This is a genomic window from Streptomyces sp. NPDC126510 (genome assembly GCF_040302345.1).
Taxonomy (GTDB): Bacteria; Actinomycetota; Actinomycetes; order Streptomycetales; family Streptomycetaceae; genus Streptomyces.
On the sequence record NZ_JBEORR010000013.1, the window covers coordinates 188,228 to 204,535 of the forward strand.

Sequence of the window (16,308 nt, forward strand, 5' to 3'; positions counted from 1 at the left end):
GTATCGGTTCGCTTACAAGAAGCAACCTCTGACTCCTCCACACAGTCAGAGGTTGCATCACCCACATCCAGAACGCGGAGCACGATTCGCACGCACGGGGAGCGCATATGTACATCAGGGGCGACCACGCCGAGCTGGTCGTCGGGGGCCGCCTCGACGTCCGGAGCGCGGCGGACGCCCGTACGGTCCTGCACTCGGCAGTCGACGACGGAGTCGGGGACCTCGTGCTGGACCTGTCCGAACTGGACTCCTGGGACGCCACCGGACTGGGCGTGATCATGGGAGCCCACCGACGGGCCGGCCGCTGCGGCCGGCGCCTGGTGCTGCGCGGCGTACCGCCGCAGATGCAGCGCCTGCTGGTGGCCACCCGCCTGCACCGGATCCTGGCGATCGAAGGAGGCATCGGGGTGGAGACGCTTCCCCGCGTGTGACGGCTCGTACGGGTGTGAGCCGGGCGACCGGGGAGACCCGGACGCACGTCGCCGCATCGTGCGACGCGCACAATCCTCACGAGACCGTGACGTTACGGACCGAGCGGTACCCCGGACTGTCGTAGATACTGTGCGAAGGTTTAGGGTTCGGCTGCCCGCTGCCTTGACACCCTTCGAGCGGGACCGGACCAGAAGCGACAGCGCGGTGTGCAGCAAGGCCGGGAGGGGCTTTTCGAGCACACAGACGCTTTTGGGGGGCTTGACCTATGGATCCTGACAACCAGGGACCCGAGGAGTACGGCCAGGACGGCGACGGCCCCGCGCCCCGCCAGCGCCCTCCCAGGGAATCCCTCACACCCGACTTCGCCCAGCATGCGCCGGCGCTCGCCCGCACGGTGCAGCTCGTCGCCGGCGACTTCCTGCTGACGGTCAATCCCGTCGACGGCAGTGAGATCGAGGCCTGCCCGCCCACCGAACGGCCTGCCCGGCCCGTGAAGCTCACCGCGGCCGAGCGCACCGAGGCCGAGCGCGCGGCCCGTCCGCCCGTCCCGCCCGGCCCCCCGCAGCCCGCTCTGCCGCTGCTGGCCCGCCAGGACGAACGCGAGCGCCTCGTGCGCCTGCTCGCCCGCGGCCGCTCCACCCGCCTCACCGGCCCGGCCGGCTCCGGCCGCACCCGCCTCCTCGACCTCATCGCCGAGGACTGCTCCGACCTCGCCCCCGACGGCGTCGTCCGCCTCAACGGCTTCGGACGCACCTCCGACGACCTGCTGTACGGCCTGTTCCACGCGGTGTACAGCGCCCCGCTGCACCGCCCGGACCGGGACGAACTGCTCACCCACGTCCGTGAGATCGGCGCGGTCGTCGTCCTCGACGACCTGGAGTTCGGCGGCGCCGCGCTGGACGAGCTGCTGGAGGCGACCCCCGAGTGCGCCTTCCTGTTCGGCGCCACCCCCAACGTGCCGGCCCCCTCCGCCGACGCCGCCGTCGAGGAGGTCGTCCTCGGCGGCCTGGAGCGCGCGGCCGGGCTCGACCTGCTGGAACACGCCGTCGGCCGGACGCTCACCGAGGACGAGTCGAACTGGGCCGGCGACCTCTGGTTCGAGTCCGAGGGCCTGCCGCTGCGCTTCGTCCAGGCCGGCGCCCTGCTGCGGCAGCGCGACCGGCTCCGCGCCGGCACCAGTGCCGTCGACGAGTTCGGCGTCTTCGAGGACGCGCCACCGGCCGACAGCGCCGAGACCTACGACCTCGGCGACGACGTGCCGCTGCCCGCGCTCGGCGAGGCCGCCGCGCCCGCGCCGCTGCTCGCCTCCCGGCTGAGTGCCTCCGCCCGCGCCACCCTGCGGTTCGCGCTCGCCCTCGGCGGCGAGGTCCCGCACCAGGCGCATCTGCCCGCCCTGGTCGGCGACACCCACGCGGACGCCGCACTCGGCGAACTGGCCGCCTGCGGTCTGGTATCCCCGGTCGGCTCCCGCTACCGCCTCGCGGCCGGCGTGCCGGCCCAGCTGGAGGCCGCCGGGTACGCCGACGAGGCCGAGGCCGGTGCCCGCAGCGCCGCTCAGCACTACTCCTGGTGGGCCGGGCACCCCTCGGTCACCCCGGAGCGCGTGTGCGCCGAGGCCGACGCGGTCCTCGCCGCCCTGGCCGTCCTCGGGCCGGTCACCCGCCCGCCCGCCGAGGGCGAGGAGAGCGCGGCCGTGCACCTGGCCCGCACCGCCGCCCCCGCGTTCGCCGCCGGACTGCACTGGAGCGCCTGGGAGCGGGCCCTGCGCTCCGGCGCCGAAGCCGCCCGGCTCGCCGGGGACGTCGCCGAAGAGGCCTACTTCCACCACGAGCTCGGCGTCCTCGCCCTGTGCGGAGGGCAGCTCGACCGGGCCCGCGCCGAACTGGAGGCCTCCATCGGCCTGCGCGGCGCCCTCGCCGACAAGCGCGGCACCGTCGCCGGCCGCCGTGCCCTCGCCCTGGTCGCCGACCGCTCGGGCACACCGATCGGGCTCGGACCGACCGCCGGGGAGGAGGTGCCCGACGCCCGTGACGAGGAGTCGGCGTCCCCGCCCGGCGGTGTTCCGGCGCCCTTCCCGCAGCTGCAGCAGCCGCCCTCCGCGACCCTGGTCACCCATCGCAGCTCGCCGGCGCCCTCACGGGCGGCCCGGGGCGGCCTCAAGGGCCTGGCCCGGCGCAATCTCGTGGCCGCCGGAGCAGGTGCCCTGCTCGTCGCCGTCCTGGGCACGGTGGTGACGCTCGGCGCCACCTCCGACCAGGACAAGAACCCGCCCTCCGGCCAGGTCGGTGTCAACCCGTCCGCCAGTCAGGGGGTCAGCGACGACAGCATCGGCGCCGACCGGCCGAAGAACGACGGCGGCGGCGACACCGGCGAGGTGCCCGCCCCTCCGACTGACCCGGGCCCGGACGGCACCCTCGGCACGTCGGACGACCCGACGCCGACGGCATCCCCGAGCGGTTCGCAGGACCCGAGCGGTTCCGCGTCGCCGTCGAAGCCGCCGTCGTCCTCGAAGCCGCCCGCCACGTCCAGGCCGCCCGCGACGTCCAAGCCGCCCACGTCGAAGCCGCCGACGTCGAAGCCGCCGACGTCCGAGCCGCCGACGTCGCAGCCGCCCACCTCCGAGCCGCCGACCTCGGAGCCGCCGACGACCAGCCCCTCCACCTCCGACTCGGCCAGCGGCCCGGCGCCCAGCGCTCCCACGAGCACCTCGGCGAGCGCGCCGCAGAGCACCACGGGCACGCCGGTCAGCCCGGGCACGGTGATCTGACACCCGTACACACGGCAGGGCCGGGTCCGTTCCGCGGACCCGGCCCTGTTCGTCGTCGTTCGGGCTGTCAGAACAGCCGCAGCTTGTCGTCCTCGATGCCCCGCAGCGCGTCGTAGTCGAGCACCTGGCAGCCGATGCCGCGGTCGGTCGCGAGGACGCGGGCCTGGGGCTTGATCTCCTGGGCCGCGAAGACGCCGCGCACCGGGGCGAGATGGGGGTCGCGGTTCAGCAGCTCCAGATAGCGCGTGAGCTGCTCCACGCCGTCGATCTCACCGCGCCGCTTGATCTCCACCGCGACGGTCTTGCCGTCGGCGTCCCGGCACAGGATGTCGACCGGCCCGATGGCCGTCGGGTACTCGCGGCGGATCAGCGTGTAGCCGTCGCCGAGTGTCTCGATACGGTCCGCGAGCAGCTCCTGGAGGTGCGCTTCCACGCCGTCCTTGATCAGGCCGGGATCGACGCCCAGTTCGTGCGAGGAGTCGTGGAGGACTTCCTCCATCGTGATGATGAGCTTCTCGCCCGCCTTGTTGACGACGGTCCAGACGCCCTCCTCCTCGCCGGTGCCCTCCTTCAGGGTGCAGGGCGGCGACATCCAGTTCAGGGGCTTGTAGGCCCGGTCGTCGGCGTGGATCGAGACGCTGCCGTCCGCCTTCACCAGGATCAGGCGCGGGGCCGAGGGAAGGTGGGCGGTGAGCCGCCCGGCGTAGTCCACGGAACAGCGGGCAATGACGAGACGCATGGTCGGCAACGCTACTCGACGGGCGCCTGTCCACGCGATTCGCCCTGGAAAACACGTGTTCGGTAATGGCCGATTGTGTGCAGGGTGTGCTCATCGGGAGTGTCTCATCTGCGCATTTTCCTGGTGCCGTCACCTTACGTTGCTTACCGTATGAACGGGAGGTCGCGGTGCGTGTACGCAGCGTGTCCGGTGTCGCGAACTCCCTTATCTGTCCGGCAACCCCTGCCCGCCGGGCGGGGGTGCGAGAGGAGAACTCATGTCGCTCGACGTCTCACCGGCCCTACTCGAACAGGCCGAGCGAGGCGAGGTCGACGAAGCGGAATTCGTCGACTGCGTCCGGACCTCCCTGCCCTATGCGTGGGAGATGGTCAGCTCACTGGTGGCCCAGCTGAAGGTGGACGGCGGTGCGTTCGCCGACAACCAGACGCCCCCGCCGGACGAGCAGGCACGCGGTCAGCTGCTGCGTGCGCTTGCGAGTGACGCGATACGCGGCGCGCTGCAACGGCACTTCGGTGTGCGCCTGGCCTTCCAGAACTGCCACCGGGTGGCCGTGTTCCCGCTCGACTCCTCGGTCGACGAGAAGCTGGACCGTTTCACCTCGGTCCGCAGTCAGGTGCTGAACCAGTCTCCCGAGTTCAGGGACTGCTGACGCGGCGCCACTTGCTTGCCGCTCCGTACGCGGGAGGTGCGGTTCTGTACCGGAGCGGCAAGCCCCCAGGAAGTCACCGCGCGGTCAGACGAGTTGGGGGAGCACCTCGGTGCCCAGCCGCCGCACGTTCTCCTCGGTCGCCGCCAGGTCCCCGGAGCCCTCGACGAGCAGCGCGAAGCGGGAGATGCCCGTCCGCTCACTGGTCGCCGCCAGCCGGTCCGCGCACAGCCGCGGAGTGCCCACCGGGTGGAGCCCGCAGAGCAGTTCGGTGTAAGCCAGCGGGTCGCGCATCCGGCGGGTACGCCCGTCGACCGTGACATGCGCCTCCAGACCCTGCTTCAGCCAGCCCGGCATCGCCTTCATCAGCGTCTCCGCCGCGTCGACCCGCCGGTCCGCGATCTGGCAGACGCCGGCCGACACATGGGACGCGCCCAGGATCTCCTCCGGCGACCGGCCGCAGGCCCGCGCGTGCTGCCGCCACAGCGCGACCATCTCGGCCTTCTCCTCGTCGCCCACGTGCATCCCGAGCAGCATCGACAGACCCCGTTCGGCGGCGAGCCGCACGCTCGCCGGTGAGGTGCAGGCCACGACGAGCTCGGGTCCCGCGCCCTCCGCCAGGGCCTCCGACGGTCGCGGTACCACGGGGACTTCACGGAAGCGGAAGCGCTCCCCGTCGGCCGCCACGGATGATTCGCGCAGCCACCGCACCAGAAGCTCCAGCGACTCCGGGAACCCCTTCTCGTACGCCTCCAGTCCCGCGCCGAAGACCTCGAGGTCGACCCAGGGGCCGCCGCGTCCGACACCGAGCGTGAAACGGCCGTCGCTCGTGTGGTGCAGCAGCGCCGCCTGTTCGCCGAGGGCCACGGGGTGGACGGTGGGCAGCACGCTGACCGCCGTACCGACCCGGATGCGCCGGGTGCGGCCCAGCAGAAAGGCGGCCAGGGTGATGGCCGACGGGCACGTGCCGTACGGCACGAAGTGGTGCTCGGCCAGCCAGACCGTGTCGAGCCCGGCCTCCTCGGCCACCTCGGCCGAGCGGACCGCGCGGTGCAGCGCCTCTCCCTCGCCCTGACCGGGGAACTGGGCCGCCAACACGAAACTTCCAACGCGCATCGCTTTCCTGCTTCCTTGGCTCCGACACGGAGCTCCCCCACAGCGCATAACCGTCTGACACGTGCCGAGGACACGGCCGGGCGGAGTATTTTGCGGATTGTCTGCAGAATGGCCGTTCCGTCGGCGGCCGGGGGAGGGGAGAGCCCCGGGGCGGGCCCGCCGGACTCGCGGGGCACTCAGGGCGATTCGTGCCGTACGCGTGCCCCTCTGCGCGCCGCGTAGGCTGGATACGGCCCTTGCTTCCTGTATAGCCCCGAGAGGTGTCCCGTGTCCCCGCGTCGCAACCGACCCAAGGAGGCCGGTTCTTCCGGCCGGAGCGCCGAGGACGACCGCCCCGGCCGCTACGGCGGCTGGCAGTCCTCGGAGAACTGGCAGGGCGAGAACTGGAACGTGCGGCACGTGGCCGGCGCGAGCGCGCAGGGCAAGTCGTACCGCTGCCCGGGCTGCGACCAGATGATCCCGGACGGGGTGCCGCACGTGGTGGCCTGGGCGGACCACACGGGCGTCGACGACCGGCGGCACTGGCACAAGGCCTGCTGGAACGCGCGGGACCGCCGCACCCCGGGGGTGCGGCGGTCCCGTAACGCGCCGAGATTCTGACCGGGCTCAGACGTCCCGCTTCTCCTGGAGAACGAAGGCGCCGCCGAAGGCGACGGCCGTGACGCCGAGGATGATCCACAGCGGGTCCCAGCCGGACGGGCCGGACTGGCTGAGGGAGTTGGCGTAGAACACGCTGAGCTGGTTCGGGATCGAGTACTCGAACAGCGCGTCGCGCACCTCCTGCAGGGACTCCGAGAACATGAACAGCGCGATCACCAGCGGGGCCAGGACGGCGCCGATCATGATGGTGATGGCGCCCGCCGAGTGCCGGATGATCGAGCCGATGAGCAGCGAGAGCAGGCCGAGCAGCGCGATGTAGAGCGAGATGCCGACCGTGCCCTTCAGCCACTCACCGCCGGAGGGGGACTTGGCGCCGTCGCCCTCCAGCATCGCCACGTGCAGGAAGGCGACGAGGGACGCGGACACCAGCGTCACGACGAACGCGGTCAGGAAGAACACCACGGCCTTCGCCGCCAGCACCCTGCCGCGGCTCGGACACGCGACCATCGTCGTGCGGATCATGCCGGTGCCGTACTCCGAGGCCGTGGTCAGCACGCCCAGGGTGATGATGCACATGCTGCCCAGCAGCAGCCCGAAGAAGCCCAGGCCGAGGGGGCTCTCGCCGTCCAGGGCCGGGTCGGACTCGGCCACCACCACGCCGGTGAGCGTGCCGATGCCGATGACGAGCAGGACGAACACACCGAGCGTCCACAGGGTGGAGCGCACCGACCTGATCTTCGTCCACTCGGACGCGATGGCGTGCCCGAGGTGCGTGCGCACGACCGGGATCGGCGAGGTGTAGCCGGGACCGCCGCCGTAGGGGGCGGAACCGGGAGCCGCCTGCCAGGCGGGCGCGGCCTGCGGCATCTGGGACTGGGGGCTGCTCATCGGGCGTCCTCGGGCTTGGTCAGGTCGGCGGTCGGTGCGGCGGGCGCGGGCGGTGCGGCGGCGGGCTGCGCGGGCGCGGCGTCCGGCTGGGGCGCGGGCGGGGCGGCCGCCGGGGCCTGACCCGGGGCGCCCTGGGGTGCCGGAGGGGTCTGGGGCGCGGGTTGGGCGTACGGGTTGGGAGCGTCCGGGCCGGAGGCACCCTGGGCGGAGCCGTACGGGCCTGCCGGAGCCTGGCCCGGGGCGCCGCCCGCTGCGCCCTGCTGCGGGCCCGGGAAGGGCGCGCCGCCCTGCTGGGGCGGCGGCGGGGCGTACCAGCCCGGCTGGCCCTGCCCGGGCACCGGCATCGGAGGCTGCGCCCCGGGCGGCAGCGGCTGCTGGAGCCCTTCCTTCTGGTCGATGGTCGAGCGGTAGTCGACGGCGCCCTGCGTCATCCGCATGTACGCCTCCTCCAGGGAGGCCTGGTGCGGCGACAACTCCCACAGCCGTACGTCGGTGCCGTGCGCGATGTCGCTGATGCGGGGCAGCGGCAGCCCCGTCACGCGCAGCGCGCCGTCCTGCTCGGGCAGCACATGACCGCCCGCCTCGGTGAGCGCGGCCGACAGCTTCTCGCGCTGCTGCGGCTCGGTGTCGGGCGTCCGCACCCGGGCGAAGTCCGCCGAGTTCGCCGAGATGAAGTCGGTGACGCTCATGTCCGCGAGCAGCTGACCGCGCCCGATGACGATGAGGTGGTCGGCCGTCAGCGCCATCTCGCTCATCAGGTGGGAGGAGACGAAGACCGTGCGGCCCTCCGCCGCCAGCGCCTTCATCAGGTTGCGCACCCAGAGGATGCCCTCGGGGTCGAGGCCGTTGACCGGCTCGTCGAACAGCAGCACCTGCGGGTCGCCGAGCAGCGCCGCCGCGATGCCGAGCCGCTGCCCCATGCCGAGGGAGAAGCCCTTGGACCGCTTCTTGGCCACGTCCTGAAGACCGACGACCCCGAGCACCTCGTCCACCCGCCGGGCCGGGATGCCCGAGAGCTGGGCCAGGGACAGCAGGTGGTTGCGGGCGGACCGGCCGCCGTGCACCGCCTTGGCGTCCAGCAGGGCACCGACCTGCCGGGCGGCGTTGGGCAGCCGGCGGTACGGATAGCCGCCGATCGTCACCTGCCCGGCCGTCGGGTTGTCCAGGCCGAGGATCATGCGCATCGTCGTCGACTTGCCCGAGCCGTTCGGCCCGAGGAAGCCGGTGACGGCTCCGGGCCGCACCTGGAAGGAAAGGTTGTACACAGCGGTCTTGTCGCCGTAGCGCTTCGTCAGGCCGACTGCTTCGATCATGCTCCGCACCCATCGCAAGGTTCAGGACAGCGGGGCACACGCCCCCGTAAGGGTTAGGAGGATATCGAGGCGCTGACGGTTCCTTCCAAGAGGAGGTAAAAGGTCAGGCCGCGTCCGTCCTAGGCGTCGCGCTTCCTCAGCAGGACGTAGCCGCCGACGAGCGCCGCGAGCACCCACAGCCCCATGATCCCGAGGCCGCCCCACGGTCCGTACGGAGTGTCGTCGTCGATCGGCGTGACCACCTGCATGATCTTGCTGCCGGCCTGGTCGGGAAGGAACCGGCCGACCTTCTTCGTCGCGTCGACATTGCCGAGGATGTTGGAGATCAGGAAGAAGAACGGCATCAGGATGCCCAGCGACAGCATCGGCGAGCGCAGCATCGCGGCGACGCCCATGGAGAACATCGCGATCAGCGCCATGTAGAGGCCCCCGCCGAGCACGGCCCGCAGCACCCCCGGGTCGCCGATCTCCGCCCGGTGCGAGCCCAGCATCGCCTGGCCCAGGAAGAAGGCGGCGAAGCTGGTGACGAGGCCGACCAGGAGGGCGAGCCCACTGGCGACGGCGATCTTGCTGAACAGGAAGGAGCCGCGCTGCGGCACCGCGGCCAGCGAGGTGCGGATCATGCCGGTGCTGTACTCGTTCGACACGACCAGCACCCCGAAGACGATCATCGCGAGCTGCCCGAGACTCATCCCCGCGAAACTGATGAACGTCGGGTCGAACTCCGCCCGGTCCTGCGCGTTCATCGAGTCGAACTCGCTCTTCGACAGCGCCGAGATCAGCATGCCGAGGGCGACCGTCACGACCACCACCAGCGAGAGTGTCCACACCGTGGACGCCACCGACCGGATCTTGGTCCACTCCGACCGTACGACCTGCGTCACCGCCATGCCTCAGCCCCTCTTCCAGCCGTCGCCCCACTGCTGCCGCGGTGGCTCGGGGCTCGTCGCGCTGTGTGCGTGGTACTCCACCGACTCCGCGGTCAGCCGCATGAACGCCTCCTCCAGCGAGGCCTGTTGCGGACTCAGCTCGTGCAGTGTGATCCGGTGCTGCGCCGCCAGCTCACCGATCTGCTCGGCCTTGCCGCCGTCCACCTCCAGCACCCCGTCGCCGCTCTCCACGGCCACGATCCCGGCCTGCCGCAGCACGTCGAGCAGCCGCTCCCGCTGCGGGCTGCGGACCCGGACGTACGAGCGTGAGTTGCGGTCGATGAAGTCCGCCATGGAGGTGTCCGCGAGGAGCCGCCCCTGCCCGATGACGACGAGGTGGTCGGCCGTCAGGGCCATCTCGCTCATCAGGTGGGAGGAGACGAACACCGTCCGGCCCTGCGACGCGAGCGACTTCATCAGGGTGCGGATCCAGTGGATGCCCTCGGGGTCGAGGCCGTTGACCGGCTCGTCGAACATCAGGATCCGCGGATCGCCGAGCAGCGCGGCCGCGATGCCGAGCCGCTGCCCCATGCCCATCGAGAAGCCCTTGGTCTTCTTCCTCGCGACCGCCGTCAGCCCGACCGTCTCCAGCACCTCACGCACCCGGCTGCGCGGAATGCCGTTGCTCTGCGCGAGGCACAGCAGATGGTTGTAGGCGGTGCGGCCGCCGTGCCAGGCCTTGGCCTCCAGCAGGGCGCCGATGTACGTCAGCGGGTCCTTGAGCTGCGGGTAGTGCTTGCCGTCGATACGGACGTCGCCGGCGGTCGGATGGTCGAGCCCGAGAATCATCCGCATGGTCGTCGACTTGCCCGCGCCGTTCGGCCCGAGGAAGCCGGTGACGATGCCCGGTCTGACGGTGAAGGACAGGTTGTTGACCGCCACCTTCTCGCCGTACCGCTTCGTCAGCCCCTCGAGCTCAATCATGCGGCCACGCTAGAGCGTGGCAAAGCCCTCTGCCACCCGAGCGGCAGAGGGCTTTGCGGAGGTTCAGACTCCGTACGCCTCGGTGTTACCGGGACTGCTGGGCCGGGACCCCACGGGAGATCGGCTCGTCCTCGGCCGGCGTGCCGGCGGCGGCCACCGCGGCGCCCGTGAGCGTCGCGAGCATCTCGCGGACGTTCGTCAGCTGGGCGTTGATGCTGTCGCGGCGGTTGGTGAGGGCGGCCAGCTCGCGCTCGGATTCCGAACGGATGCGGTCGGCCTTGGCGTTGGCGTCGGCCACGATGTCCTCGGCCTGGCGCTGGGCGGTCTCCACCGTCTGGCGGGCGCGGCGCTCGGCGTCCGTGCGCAGCTTCTCGGCCTCCAGGCGCAGCTGCTCCGCGCGGTGCTCGATCTCGGCGAGGCGCTTCTCGGCCTTGGCCTGACGGGAGGCCAGGTCGCGCTCGGACTGCTCGCGGCGCTTGGCGAGGTTCGTCTCGAAGTCGGCGGCGGCCTGCGCGGCCTTGGCGCGGGTCTCCTCGAAGAGGGCGTCCGCCTCCTCACGCTTGGACTGTGCGTCCTTCTGCGCCTCGGAGCGCAGCTGGGAAGCGTCACTCTTGGCCTTCTCGACGATCCGCAGACCCTCGTCCTCGGCCTTCGCCTTGCGCTCCGCCGAGTACGACTCGGCGTCGTTGCGCACCTGCTGGGCCGCCGACTCGGCGAGCTCGCGGTGCTGCTCGGCCGCGCGCCGGGCCTCCTCGCGCAGGTCCTTCGCCTCTTCCTCGGCGAGGCGGAGGATCTTCTCCACGCGCGCGCCGAGACCCGCGTACGACGGCTCGGCGTCGGTGATCTGGGCCTGGGCGTTCTGCGTCTCGAGGTGGAGCTCTTCGATGCGCTTTTCCAGAGCGGTGATGCGGGCGAGAGCGCTGTCACGGTCGGAGACGAGCTTGGAGATACGTTCGTCCACCTGAGCGCGGTCGTACCCACGCCGCACAAGCTCGAAGCCGTAGGGGGAAGTGTCGCTCATGGGGTTCCTGTCGAATGAGACCGGTGAGGTGATAGGTGGAATCCTAGGGGCCGAAACGGTGTGTCATCGAGCGGATGCGCGTTTGATCTGGAAAATGAGACCCCTTTTGGGTGGCTAAGCGGCGGATCACTTGCCAAAACTTGGTCAAAGCCCCCGGATGGCCCCGGAATCGGGCTCCCCGGCCCGGCCGGGCGGCTAGCCGTCCGAGGACTTGCCACCCGATCGGGGCGCGCCGACCGAAGCGCCCGCCTTGACTCCGTTGTCCTTGGAGCCGGCGGGTGCCTCAAAGGATTCCAACGCCTCCAGGACGTCCTGGACACGGGAGATCTCGGCGTTGATGTCCTCCCGGCGGCGGACCAGGACCTCCAGCTCGCGCTTGCCCTCCTCGACCGTGCGCTTGGCCTCGCGGATCGCCTCGGCCTTGAGCTCCTCGGCCTCGCGGACCAGCGTGGTCTTCTTCTGCTCGGCCTCCTTGAGCAGGCCCTCCGCCTTCTTCACCGCGGCGATACGCACCTTGCCGGCCTCGGAGTTGGCCTCCGAGACGATCTCCTTGGCCTTCGCCTGCGCCTTCGCCAGCTGCTCCTCGGCCGCCTTGACGAGCGCGTCGCAGCGGTCGCCCGCCGACTTCATCGTCTCGGCCGACTCGCGACGGGCCCGCTCGTGCAGCTCCTCGATCTCGGAGGTGATGCGGTCGCGCAGCTCCTCGGCGCGCTCCCTTATCTGCGTGGCGTCCCGGCGCGCGCCGACCAGCAGCTCGTCGGCGTCCGTACGGGCCTTCTCCACCCGGGAGTTGCCCTCGACCGTCGCCTCGGAGACGAGCCGGTCGGCCTCCTTGCGGGCCGCGCCCACCATGGTGTCGGCCCGCGACTCGGCCTCCGCGGTGGTCTTGTGCGCCTGCTGCTGCGCCTCGGTCAGCAGCTTGTCCGCCTCGGCCGTGGTCTCCGTGATGAGCTTGTCGACCTGCTCGGCCGCCTCGGAGCGCCGCTTGTTGGCGTCCTTGCGGGCCTCGTCCAGCGTGCGGTCCGCCTCCTCGCGCGCGGTGCCGACGAGGCGCTCCGCCTCCGCCTCCGCGTCGCTCTTGACGCGCTCGGCCTCGCGGCGGATCCGCTCGGCGTGCTGCTGCGCCGAGCCGACCGTCTCGGCGGCCTCGGCCCGCAGCCGCTCCGCCTCGCCGGTGGCCTCCGCGACCAGCTGGTCGGCCTTGGCGACGGACTCGGCCCGCACCCGGTCGGCCTCCGTGGCCGCCTCGGACCGGACGCGCTCGGCCTTGGACAGGGCCTCCGTGCGGACCCGCTCGGCCTCGTTGACCGTGTCCATCCGCAGCCGGTCGGTCTCCTGGACCGTCTCGGTGGTGAGCCGCTCCGCTTCGGCGCGCGCCTCCGTGATGAGGGTGTCCGCCTGCGTCGCCGCGTCCGACCGGATGCGGTTGGCGTCCTCGCGGGCGTCCGCCCGGGTGCGCGAGGCGCTCTGCTCCGCCTCGGCGATCGCGTCCGACGCCTCCGTGCGCACCCGCTGGGCGTGCTCGGCGACCTCAGCGCGAATCCGCTCCGCCTCCGAGATCGCCTCGGTCATCGTCCGCTCGGCGAGCGCCTTGGCGGCCTCGGTCTCCTCGTGCGCCTCGCGCCGCAGCCGGCCAGCGTCCTCGCTCGCCCGCTCCCGCTCGGCGTAGGCGTCGGAGCGGACCCGGTCCGCCTCCTCCTGGGCCTCCCGGCGGGCACGGTCCGCCGCGTGCTCGGCGGCGGAGCGCAGACCGGTGATCTCCTCCTGCGCCTGCTCGTGCAGCCCCGCGACGGAGTCCCGGACCTGCTGGGCGTGCTGCTCGGCCGCCGACACCATCTCCGTGGCACGACGGTCGGCCTCCTCGACCAGCCGTACGGCCTCGGTCTGCGCCTCCTCCACGCGCTTGCGCGCCGAGGCCAGCAGCTCCTCGCTCTGCTCGCGGGCCCGCTCGCGCTCCTGGTCGGCCTCCTGGCGGGCGCTGCCGAGGACTTCCTCGGCCTCGCGGCGACGCCGGTTGGCCTCCTCCTGGGCGGCGGCCAGCGTCTCGGACGCCTCCGTGGCGAGCCGCTCGGCCGCGGACTGCGCCTCCGCGCGCATCCGGTCGGCGCTGTCCTGCGCCTCCGACTTCAGCCGCTCGGCCTCGTTCGCCGCCTCCGAGCGCAGCCGTATGGCGACGGACTCGCCCTCGGCACGCGCCGCGGACGCGTCCGACGCGGCCTCGTCGCGCAGCCGCTCGGCCTCCGCCTCGGCCTGCTGCTGGAGCGTACGGATCCGCTCGGCGGCCTCGGCACGCAGCCGCTCGTTCTCCTCGGAGGCCTCGCGGCGGAGCCGCGCGGCCTCCTCACGGGCGTCCGACAGCGCCTGCTCGGCGGCCGTCAGCCGCTCCTCCGCCTCCGTCTGGAGCCGGGTCAGCTCCTCGGCGGCCTCCGCCCGACGGGCCTCTATGGCCCGCTCGGTCTCCTCGTGCAGCTCCCGCGCCGCGCGCTCGGCGTCCTCCCTGAGCGCCTCGGCCTGCTCGACGACCTCCTCGCGGTGCCGCTCGGCCTCCTGCCGGGTGCGCTGGAGGGTCTCCTCGGCCTGCCGGCGCAGGGTCGTCGCCCGCTCGATGGCCTCGGTGCGGACCTTCTCGCTGTCCGCCTGGGCCGTCGTGCGCAGCTCGTCCGCGTCCGCCTTGGCCCTGGCGAGCAGCTCCTCGGCGGACTTCGCCGCCTCCTCGATCTGCGCCACGGCCTCCTTGCGGGCCTCGGCGCGGATCTTCTCGCCCTCGTCGACCGCGTCCGCCCGCAGCTGCTCGGCCTCGCCGCGCAGCCGGCGGGCCTCCTCCTGCAGCTCGACCGTCTTGGCGCGGTACTCCTTGGTGTCGTCCTTCGCCGCGCCCTTGAGCTGCTCGGCGATGTCGTGCGCCTCGGCCCGCAGCCGGTCCGCCTCGGCCTCGGCCTCCGAGCGGATCCGCTCGGCCTCCTCGGCGGCGGCCTTCGTGGTCTTCTTGGCGTCCTCCGACGCCTTGTCGAGGACCTCCTCGGCGGTCCTGGCCGCCTTGGACAGCTGGGTCGCGGTCTCCTCGGCGGTGAGCGTGCGGGCCTTCTCGGAGGCCTCCGCGACGATCTTCTCGGCCTCGGCCTTGGCGTCCGCGACCAGCTGCTCGGCCTCGGACTTGGTGTTCTCGGCCTCCTTCGTGGCCTCCTCGACCAGCCGGGCGACCTGCTCCTTGGCGGTGCGCGTGCGCGTCTCGTTCGCCGACTCCGCGCTCGCCAGAGCCTTGGCGGCGGCCTCCTTGGCCTCCGTGACCAGCTTCTCCGACTCGGTCTGCGCCTTGCGCAGCGCCTCCTCGGCCTCGGCCATCCGCTGCTCGGCGGCCTTGCTCAGCTCCTGGGCCTCGCGGCGCGCGGACTCCGACTCGGTGACGGTCGACGTACGCAGCTGCTCGGCGTGGTCCGTGGCCTCCTGCGCCTGCGTGGAGGCGGCGTTGAGCAGACGCTCGGCGTCCGTGCGGGCGCGCCGCAGGATCTGCTCGGCCTCGGCCCGGGCCTCCTCGGCCGCGCTCGTCAGCCGCTGCCGGGCCTCCGTCGCCAGCCGCTCGGCCTCGGCGCGGGCGCTGGCCAGCGACTGCTCGGCCTCGGCCCGGGACTCCTCCAGCAGCCGGCGCGCCTGCTGCTCGGTACGCGCCCGCAGCTGCTCGGCCCACGCCACGTTCTCGTTGACGTGTGATTCGACGGTCTGGCGACGCTCTGACAGCTCCTGGTCCAGCTGCTGGCGGCGGGTCACCGCCTCCTGGTGCAGCTCCGCCTGGAGCCGGGCCGCCTGCTCGGCGTGCTCCTGGAGGATCCGCTGGGTCTGAGCCCGGGCCTCGCTCAGCTCGCGGTCGGCGTCCGCACGGATCTGGTCGGCCTGCACCTGCGCGTTGCGGAGCAACTGCTCGGCCTGCCAGCCGATGTCGCCCCCCTCGAAAGAGGGCCGGGTCATGATGGTGCGCCGCGCCTCGTGCAGCTTGGCGCGCAGCACCTCGACCTGGTAGCCGAGGTCCTCGGCGTGCTGGATCGCCTTTTCCCGCTCGGTCTTCAGCCGCTTCATCTCGGCTTCGAACCGAGAGAGGTGGTCGACGTCAGCCGCCGGCTCTCGCTCCTGGCTCTCGTAGCCCCGCACTGCGCGGTCCCATCCGTCCCCTGGTCGCAACTCTTACCGAACGAGCTCCGTCCATCCGCCGAACGGGGCCCCCGGGGAATGGTGTCAGATCATCGGCGGAGCAGAGGCTGCTGCCCCGACGCTCGTCCCCCGAAACCCGGACCCCGGTGGTCCTGCCGTCGCACGGCGGGACCGCGGTCACCCTGGACTGAGCGGCGACCGCCCCCAACCCTACCGGCCCCTATGTACGAGGGTCAGTGCTCAGGTGACTCAACAGGCGCCGAAGTGACCAGTTCTGTCAGTACGCCATGACAGTCCTTGGGGTGCAGGAAGGTGATCCGTGACCCCATGGAACCGACTCGCGGCTCTTCGTACAGCACGCGTACGCCCTTGCCCTTGATCTCCTCGGCGTCACCGTCGACATCCGCCGTACCGAAAGCGATGTGGTGCACGCCCTCGCCGTTCTTGGCGAGCCACTTCGCGACGGTGGAGTCCTCCCGGGTCGGCTCCAGGAGCTGCAGGTACGAGGCGCCGCCGTCGGACGTCTCGTTGATCTTGAGCATGGCCTCGCGCACGCCCTGCTCCTCGTTGACCTCGGAGTGGAACACCTCGAAGCCGTAGGTGGCACGGTAGAACTCGACGGTCTTGTCGAGGTCGAAACAGGCGATTCCGATGTGGTCGATTCGCGTCAGCATGGATTCAGTGCAGCGCCCCCGGGGTGGTTACGCAACGTGCGCGCGATCACACCGACAGCCCGATGACGGCACGGAGTGCCACTCAGTACATTCGAAGTAAACCCTCGTTCACTCCT

Annotated in this window: 13 protein-coding genes; 4 read left to right on the top strand and 9 right to left on the bottom strand. The window is 72.0% G+C overall.

Going from position 1 to position 16,308, the window contains the following annotated elements:
• Positions 1-107 precede the first annotated feature (107 nt).
• Together ABTX60_RS20680 and ABTX60_RS20685 are read left to right on the top strand one after the other, a co-directional pair.
• The gene (locus ABTX60_RS20680) at positions 108-431 is read left to right on the top strand and encodes an STAS domain-containing protein (RefSeq protein ID WP_030246483.1); all 324 of its coding nucleotides are present in this window, start codon (positions 108-110) and stop codon (positions 429-431) included.
• Between the two features lie 266 nt (positions 432-697).
• Positions 698-3,199, top strand: coding sequence for an ATP-binding protein (locus tag ABTX60_RS20685; protein WP_352098449.1), 2,502 nt, complete (start codon positions 698-700; stop codon positions 3,197-3,199).
• Between the two features lie 67 nt (positions 3,200-3,266).
• On the opposite strand, the gene nucS is transcribed toward ABTX60_RS20685, so the two are convergent.
• Positions 3,267-3,938 (bottom strand): endonuclease NucS, encoded by a 672-nt coding sequence (gene nucS / locus ABTX60_RS20690; RefSeq protein WP_030854272.1) that lies wholly within the window; start codon positions 3,936-3,938, stop codon positions 3,267-3,269.
• A 256-nt stretch (positions 3,939-4,194) separates the two neighbouring features.
• Between nucS and ABTX60_RS20695 the strand changes: the two genes are divergently transcribed.
• Positions 4,195-4,587 (top strand): SCO5389 family protein, encoded by a 393-nt coding sequence (locus ABTX60_RS20695; RefSeq protein WP_352098450.1) that lies wholly within the window; start codon positions 4,195-4,197, stop codon positions 4,585-4,587.
• A gap of 84 nt (positions 4,588-4,671) precedes the next feature.
• Here the strand turns inward: ABTX60_RS20695 and ABTX60_RS20700 are convergent, their stop codons facing one another.
• Complete coding sequence (locus ABTX60_RS20700) at positions 4,672-5,700, bottom strand: LLM class flavin-dependent oxidoreductase (protein WP_352098451.1); 1,029 nt, start codon at positions 5,698-5,700, stop codon at positions 4,672-4,674.
• 267 nt (positions 5,701-5,967) lie between these two features.
• On the opposite strand from ABTX60_RS20700, the gene ABTX60_RS20705 reads away from it, so the two are divergent.
• Positions 5,968-6,300 carry an Rv1322 family protein gene (locus tag ABTX60_RS20705; protein WP_352098452.1) on the top strand — a complete coding sequence of 111 codons (333 nt, stop codon included), beginning with the start codon at positions 5,968-5,970 and terminating at the stop codon, positions 6,298-6,300.
• 6 nt (positions 6,301-6,306) lie between these two features.
• On the opposite strand, the gene ABTX60_RS20710 is transcribed toward ABTX60_RS20705, so the two are convergent.
• The 7 genes from ABTX60_RS20710 to mce form a co-directional block, all read right to left on the bottom strand.
• Positions 6,307-7,188 carry an ABC transporter permease subunit gene (locus ABTX60_RS20710; RefSeq protein ID WP_352098453.1) on the bottom strand — a complete coding sequence of 294 codons (882 nt, stop codon included), beginning with the start codon at positions 7,186-7,188 and terminating at the stop codon, positions 6,307-6,309.
• Positions 7,185-8,501: an ABC transporter ATP-binding protein gene (locus ABTX60_RS20715; protein ID WP_352098454.1), complete on the bottom strand. Its 1,317-nt coding sequence runs from the start codon at positions 8,499-8,501 to the stop codon at positions 7,185-7,187. The genes ABTX60_RS20710 and ABTX60_RS20715 overlap by 4 nt, the downstream gene beginning before the upstream one ends.
• Positions 8,502-8,620: 119 nt before the next feature.
• Positions 8,621-9,391, bottom strand: a complete 771-nt coding sequence (locus tag ABTX60_RS20720; RefSeq protein WP_344458817.1) for an ABC transporter permease — start codon at positions 9,389-9,391, stop codon at positions 8,621-8,623.
• A gap of 3 nt (positions 9,392-9,394) precedes the next feature.
• Positions 9,395-10,354 carry an ABC transporter ATP-binding protein gene (locus ABTX60_RS20725; RefSeq protein WP_352098455.1) on the bottom strand — a complete coding sequence of 320 codons (960 nt, stop codon included), beginning with the start codon at positions 10,352-10,354 and terminating at the stop codon, positions 9,395-9,397.
• A gap of 85 nt (positions 10,355-10,439) precedes the next feature.
• The gene (locus tag ABTX60_RS20730) at positions 10,440-11,375 is read right to left on the bottom strand and encodes a coiled-coil domain-containing protein (protein WP_031140747.1); all 936 of its coding nucleotides are present in this window, start codon (positions 11,373-11,375) and stop codon (positions 10,440-10,442) included.
• Positions 11,376-11,570: 195 nt separating this feature from the next.
• Positions 11,571-15,518 (bottom strand): polarized growth protein Scy, encoded by a 3,948-nt coding sequence (scy, locus tag ABTX60_RS20735; protein WP_352098456.1) that lies wholly within the window; start codon positions 15,516-15,518, stop codon positions 11,571-11,573.
• Positions 15,519-15,751: 233 nt separating this feature from the next.
• Entirely contained in the window at positions 15,752-16,192 is a 441-nt protein-coding gene (mce, locus tag ABTX60_RS20740; protein WP_031107947.1) for a methylmalonyl-CoA epimerase, read from the bottom strand.
• Between the last annotated feature and the right edge of the window lie 116 nt (positions 16,193-16,308).

Bases quoted from the DNA above. Each gene is read 5' to 3' on its own strand.
- ABTX60_RS20680 (WP_030246483.1), top strand. From the start codon at position 108: ATGTACATCAGGGGCGACCACGCCGAGCTGGTCGTCGGGGGCCGCCTC.
- ABTX60_RS20685 (WP_352098449.1), top strand. From the start codon at position 698: ATGGATCCTGACAACCAGGGACCCGAGGAGTACGGCCAGGACGGCGAC.
- nucS (WP_030854272.1), bottom strand. From the start codon at position 3,938: ATGCGTCTCGTCATTGCCCGCTGTTCCGTGGACTACGCCGGGCGGCTC.
- ABTX60_RS20695 (WP_352098450.1), top strand. From the start codon at position 4,195: ATGTCGCTCGACGTCTCACCGGCCCTACTCGAACAGGCCGAGCGAGGC.
- ABTX60_RS20700 (WP_352098451.1), bottom strand. From the start codon at position 5,700: ATGCGCGTTGGAAGTTTCGTGTTGGCGGCCCAGTTCCCCGGTCAGGGC.
- ABTX60_RS20710 (WP_352098453.1), bottom strand. From the start codon at position 7,188: ATGAGCAGCCCCCAGTCCCAGATGCCGCAGGCCGCGCCCGCCTGGCAG.
- ABTX60_RS20715 (WP_352098454.1), bottom strand. From the start codon at position 8,501: ATGATCGAAGCAGTCGGCCTGACGAAGCGCTACGGCGACAAGACCGCT.
- ABTX60_RS20720 (WP_344458817.1), bottom strand. From the start codon at position 9,391: ATGGCGGTGACGCAGGTCGTACGGTCGGAGTGGACCAAGATCCGGTCG.
- ABTX60_RS20725 (WP_352098455.1), bottom strand. From the start codon at position 10,354: ATGATTGAGCTCGAGGGGCTGACGAAGCGGTACGGCGAGAAGGTGGCG.
- ABTX60_RS20730 (WP_031140747.1), bottom strand. From the start codon at position 11,375: ATGAGCGACACTTCCCCCTACGGCTTCGAGCTTGTGCGGCGTGGGTAC.
- mce (WP_031107947.1), bottom strand. From the start codon at position 16,192: ATGCTGACGCGAATCGACCACATCGGAATCGCCTGTTTCGACCTCGAC.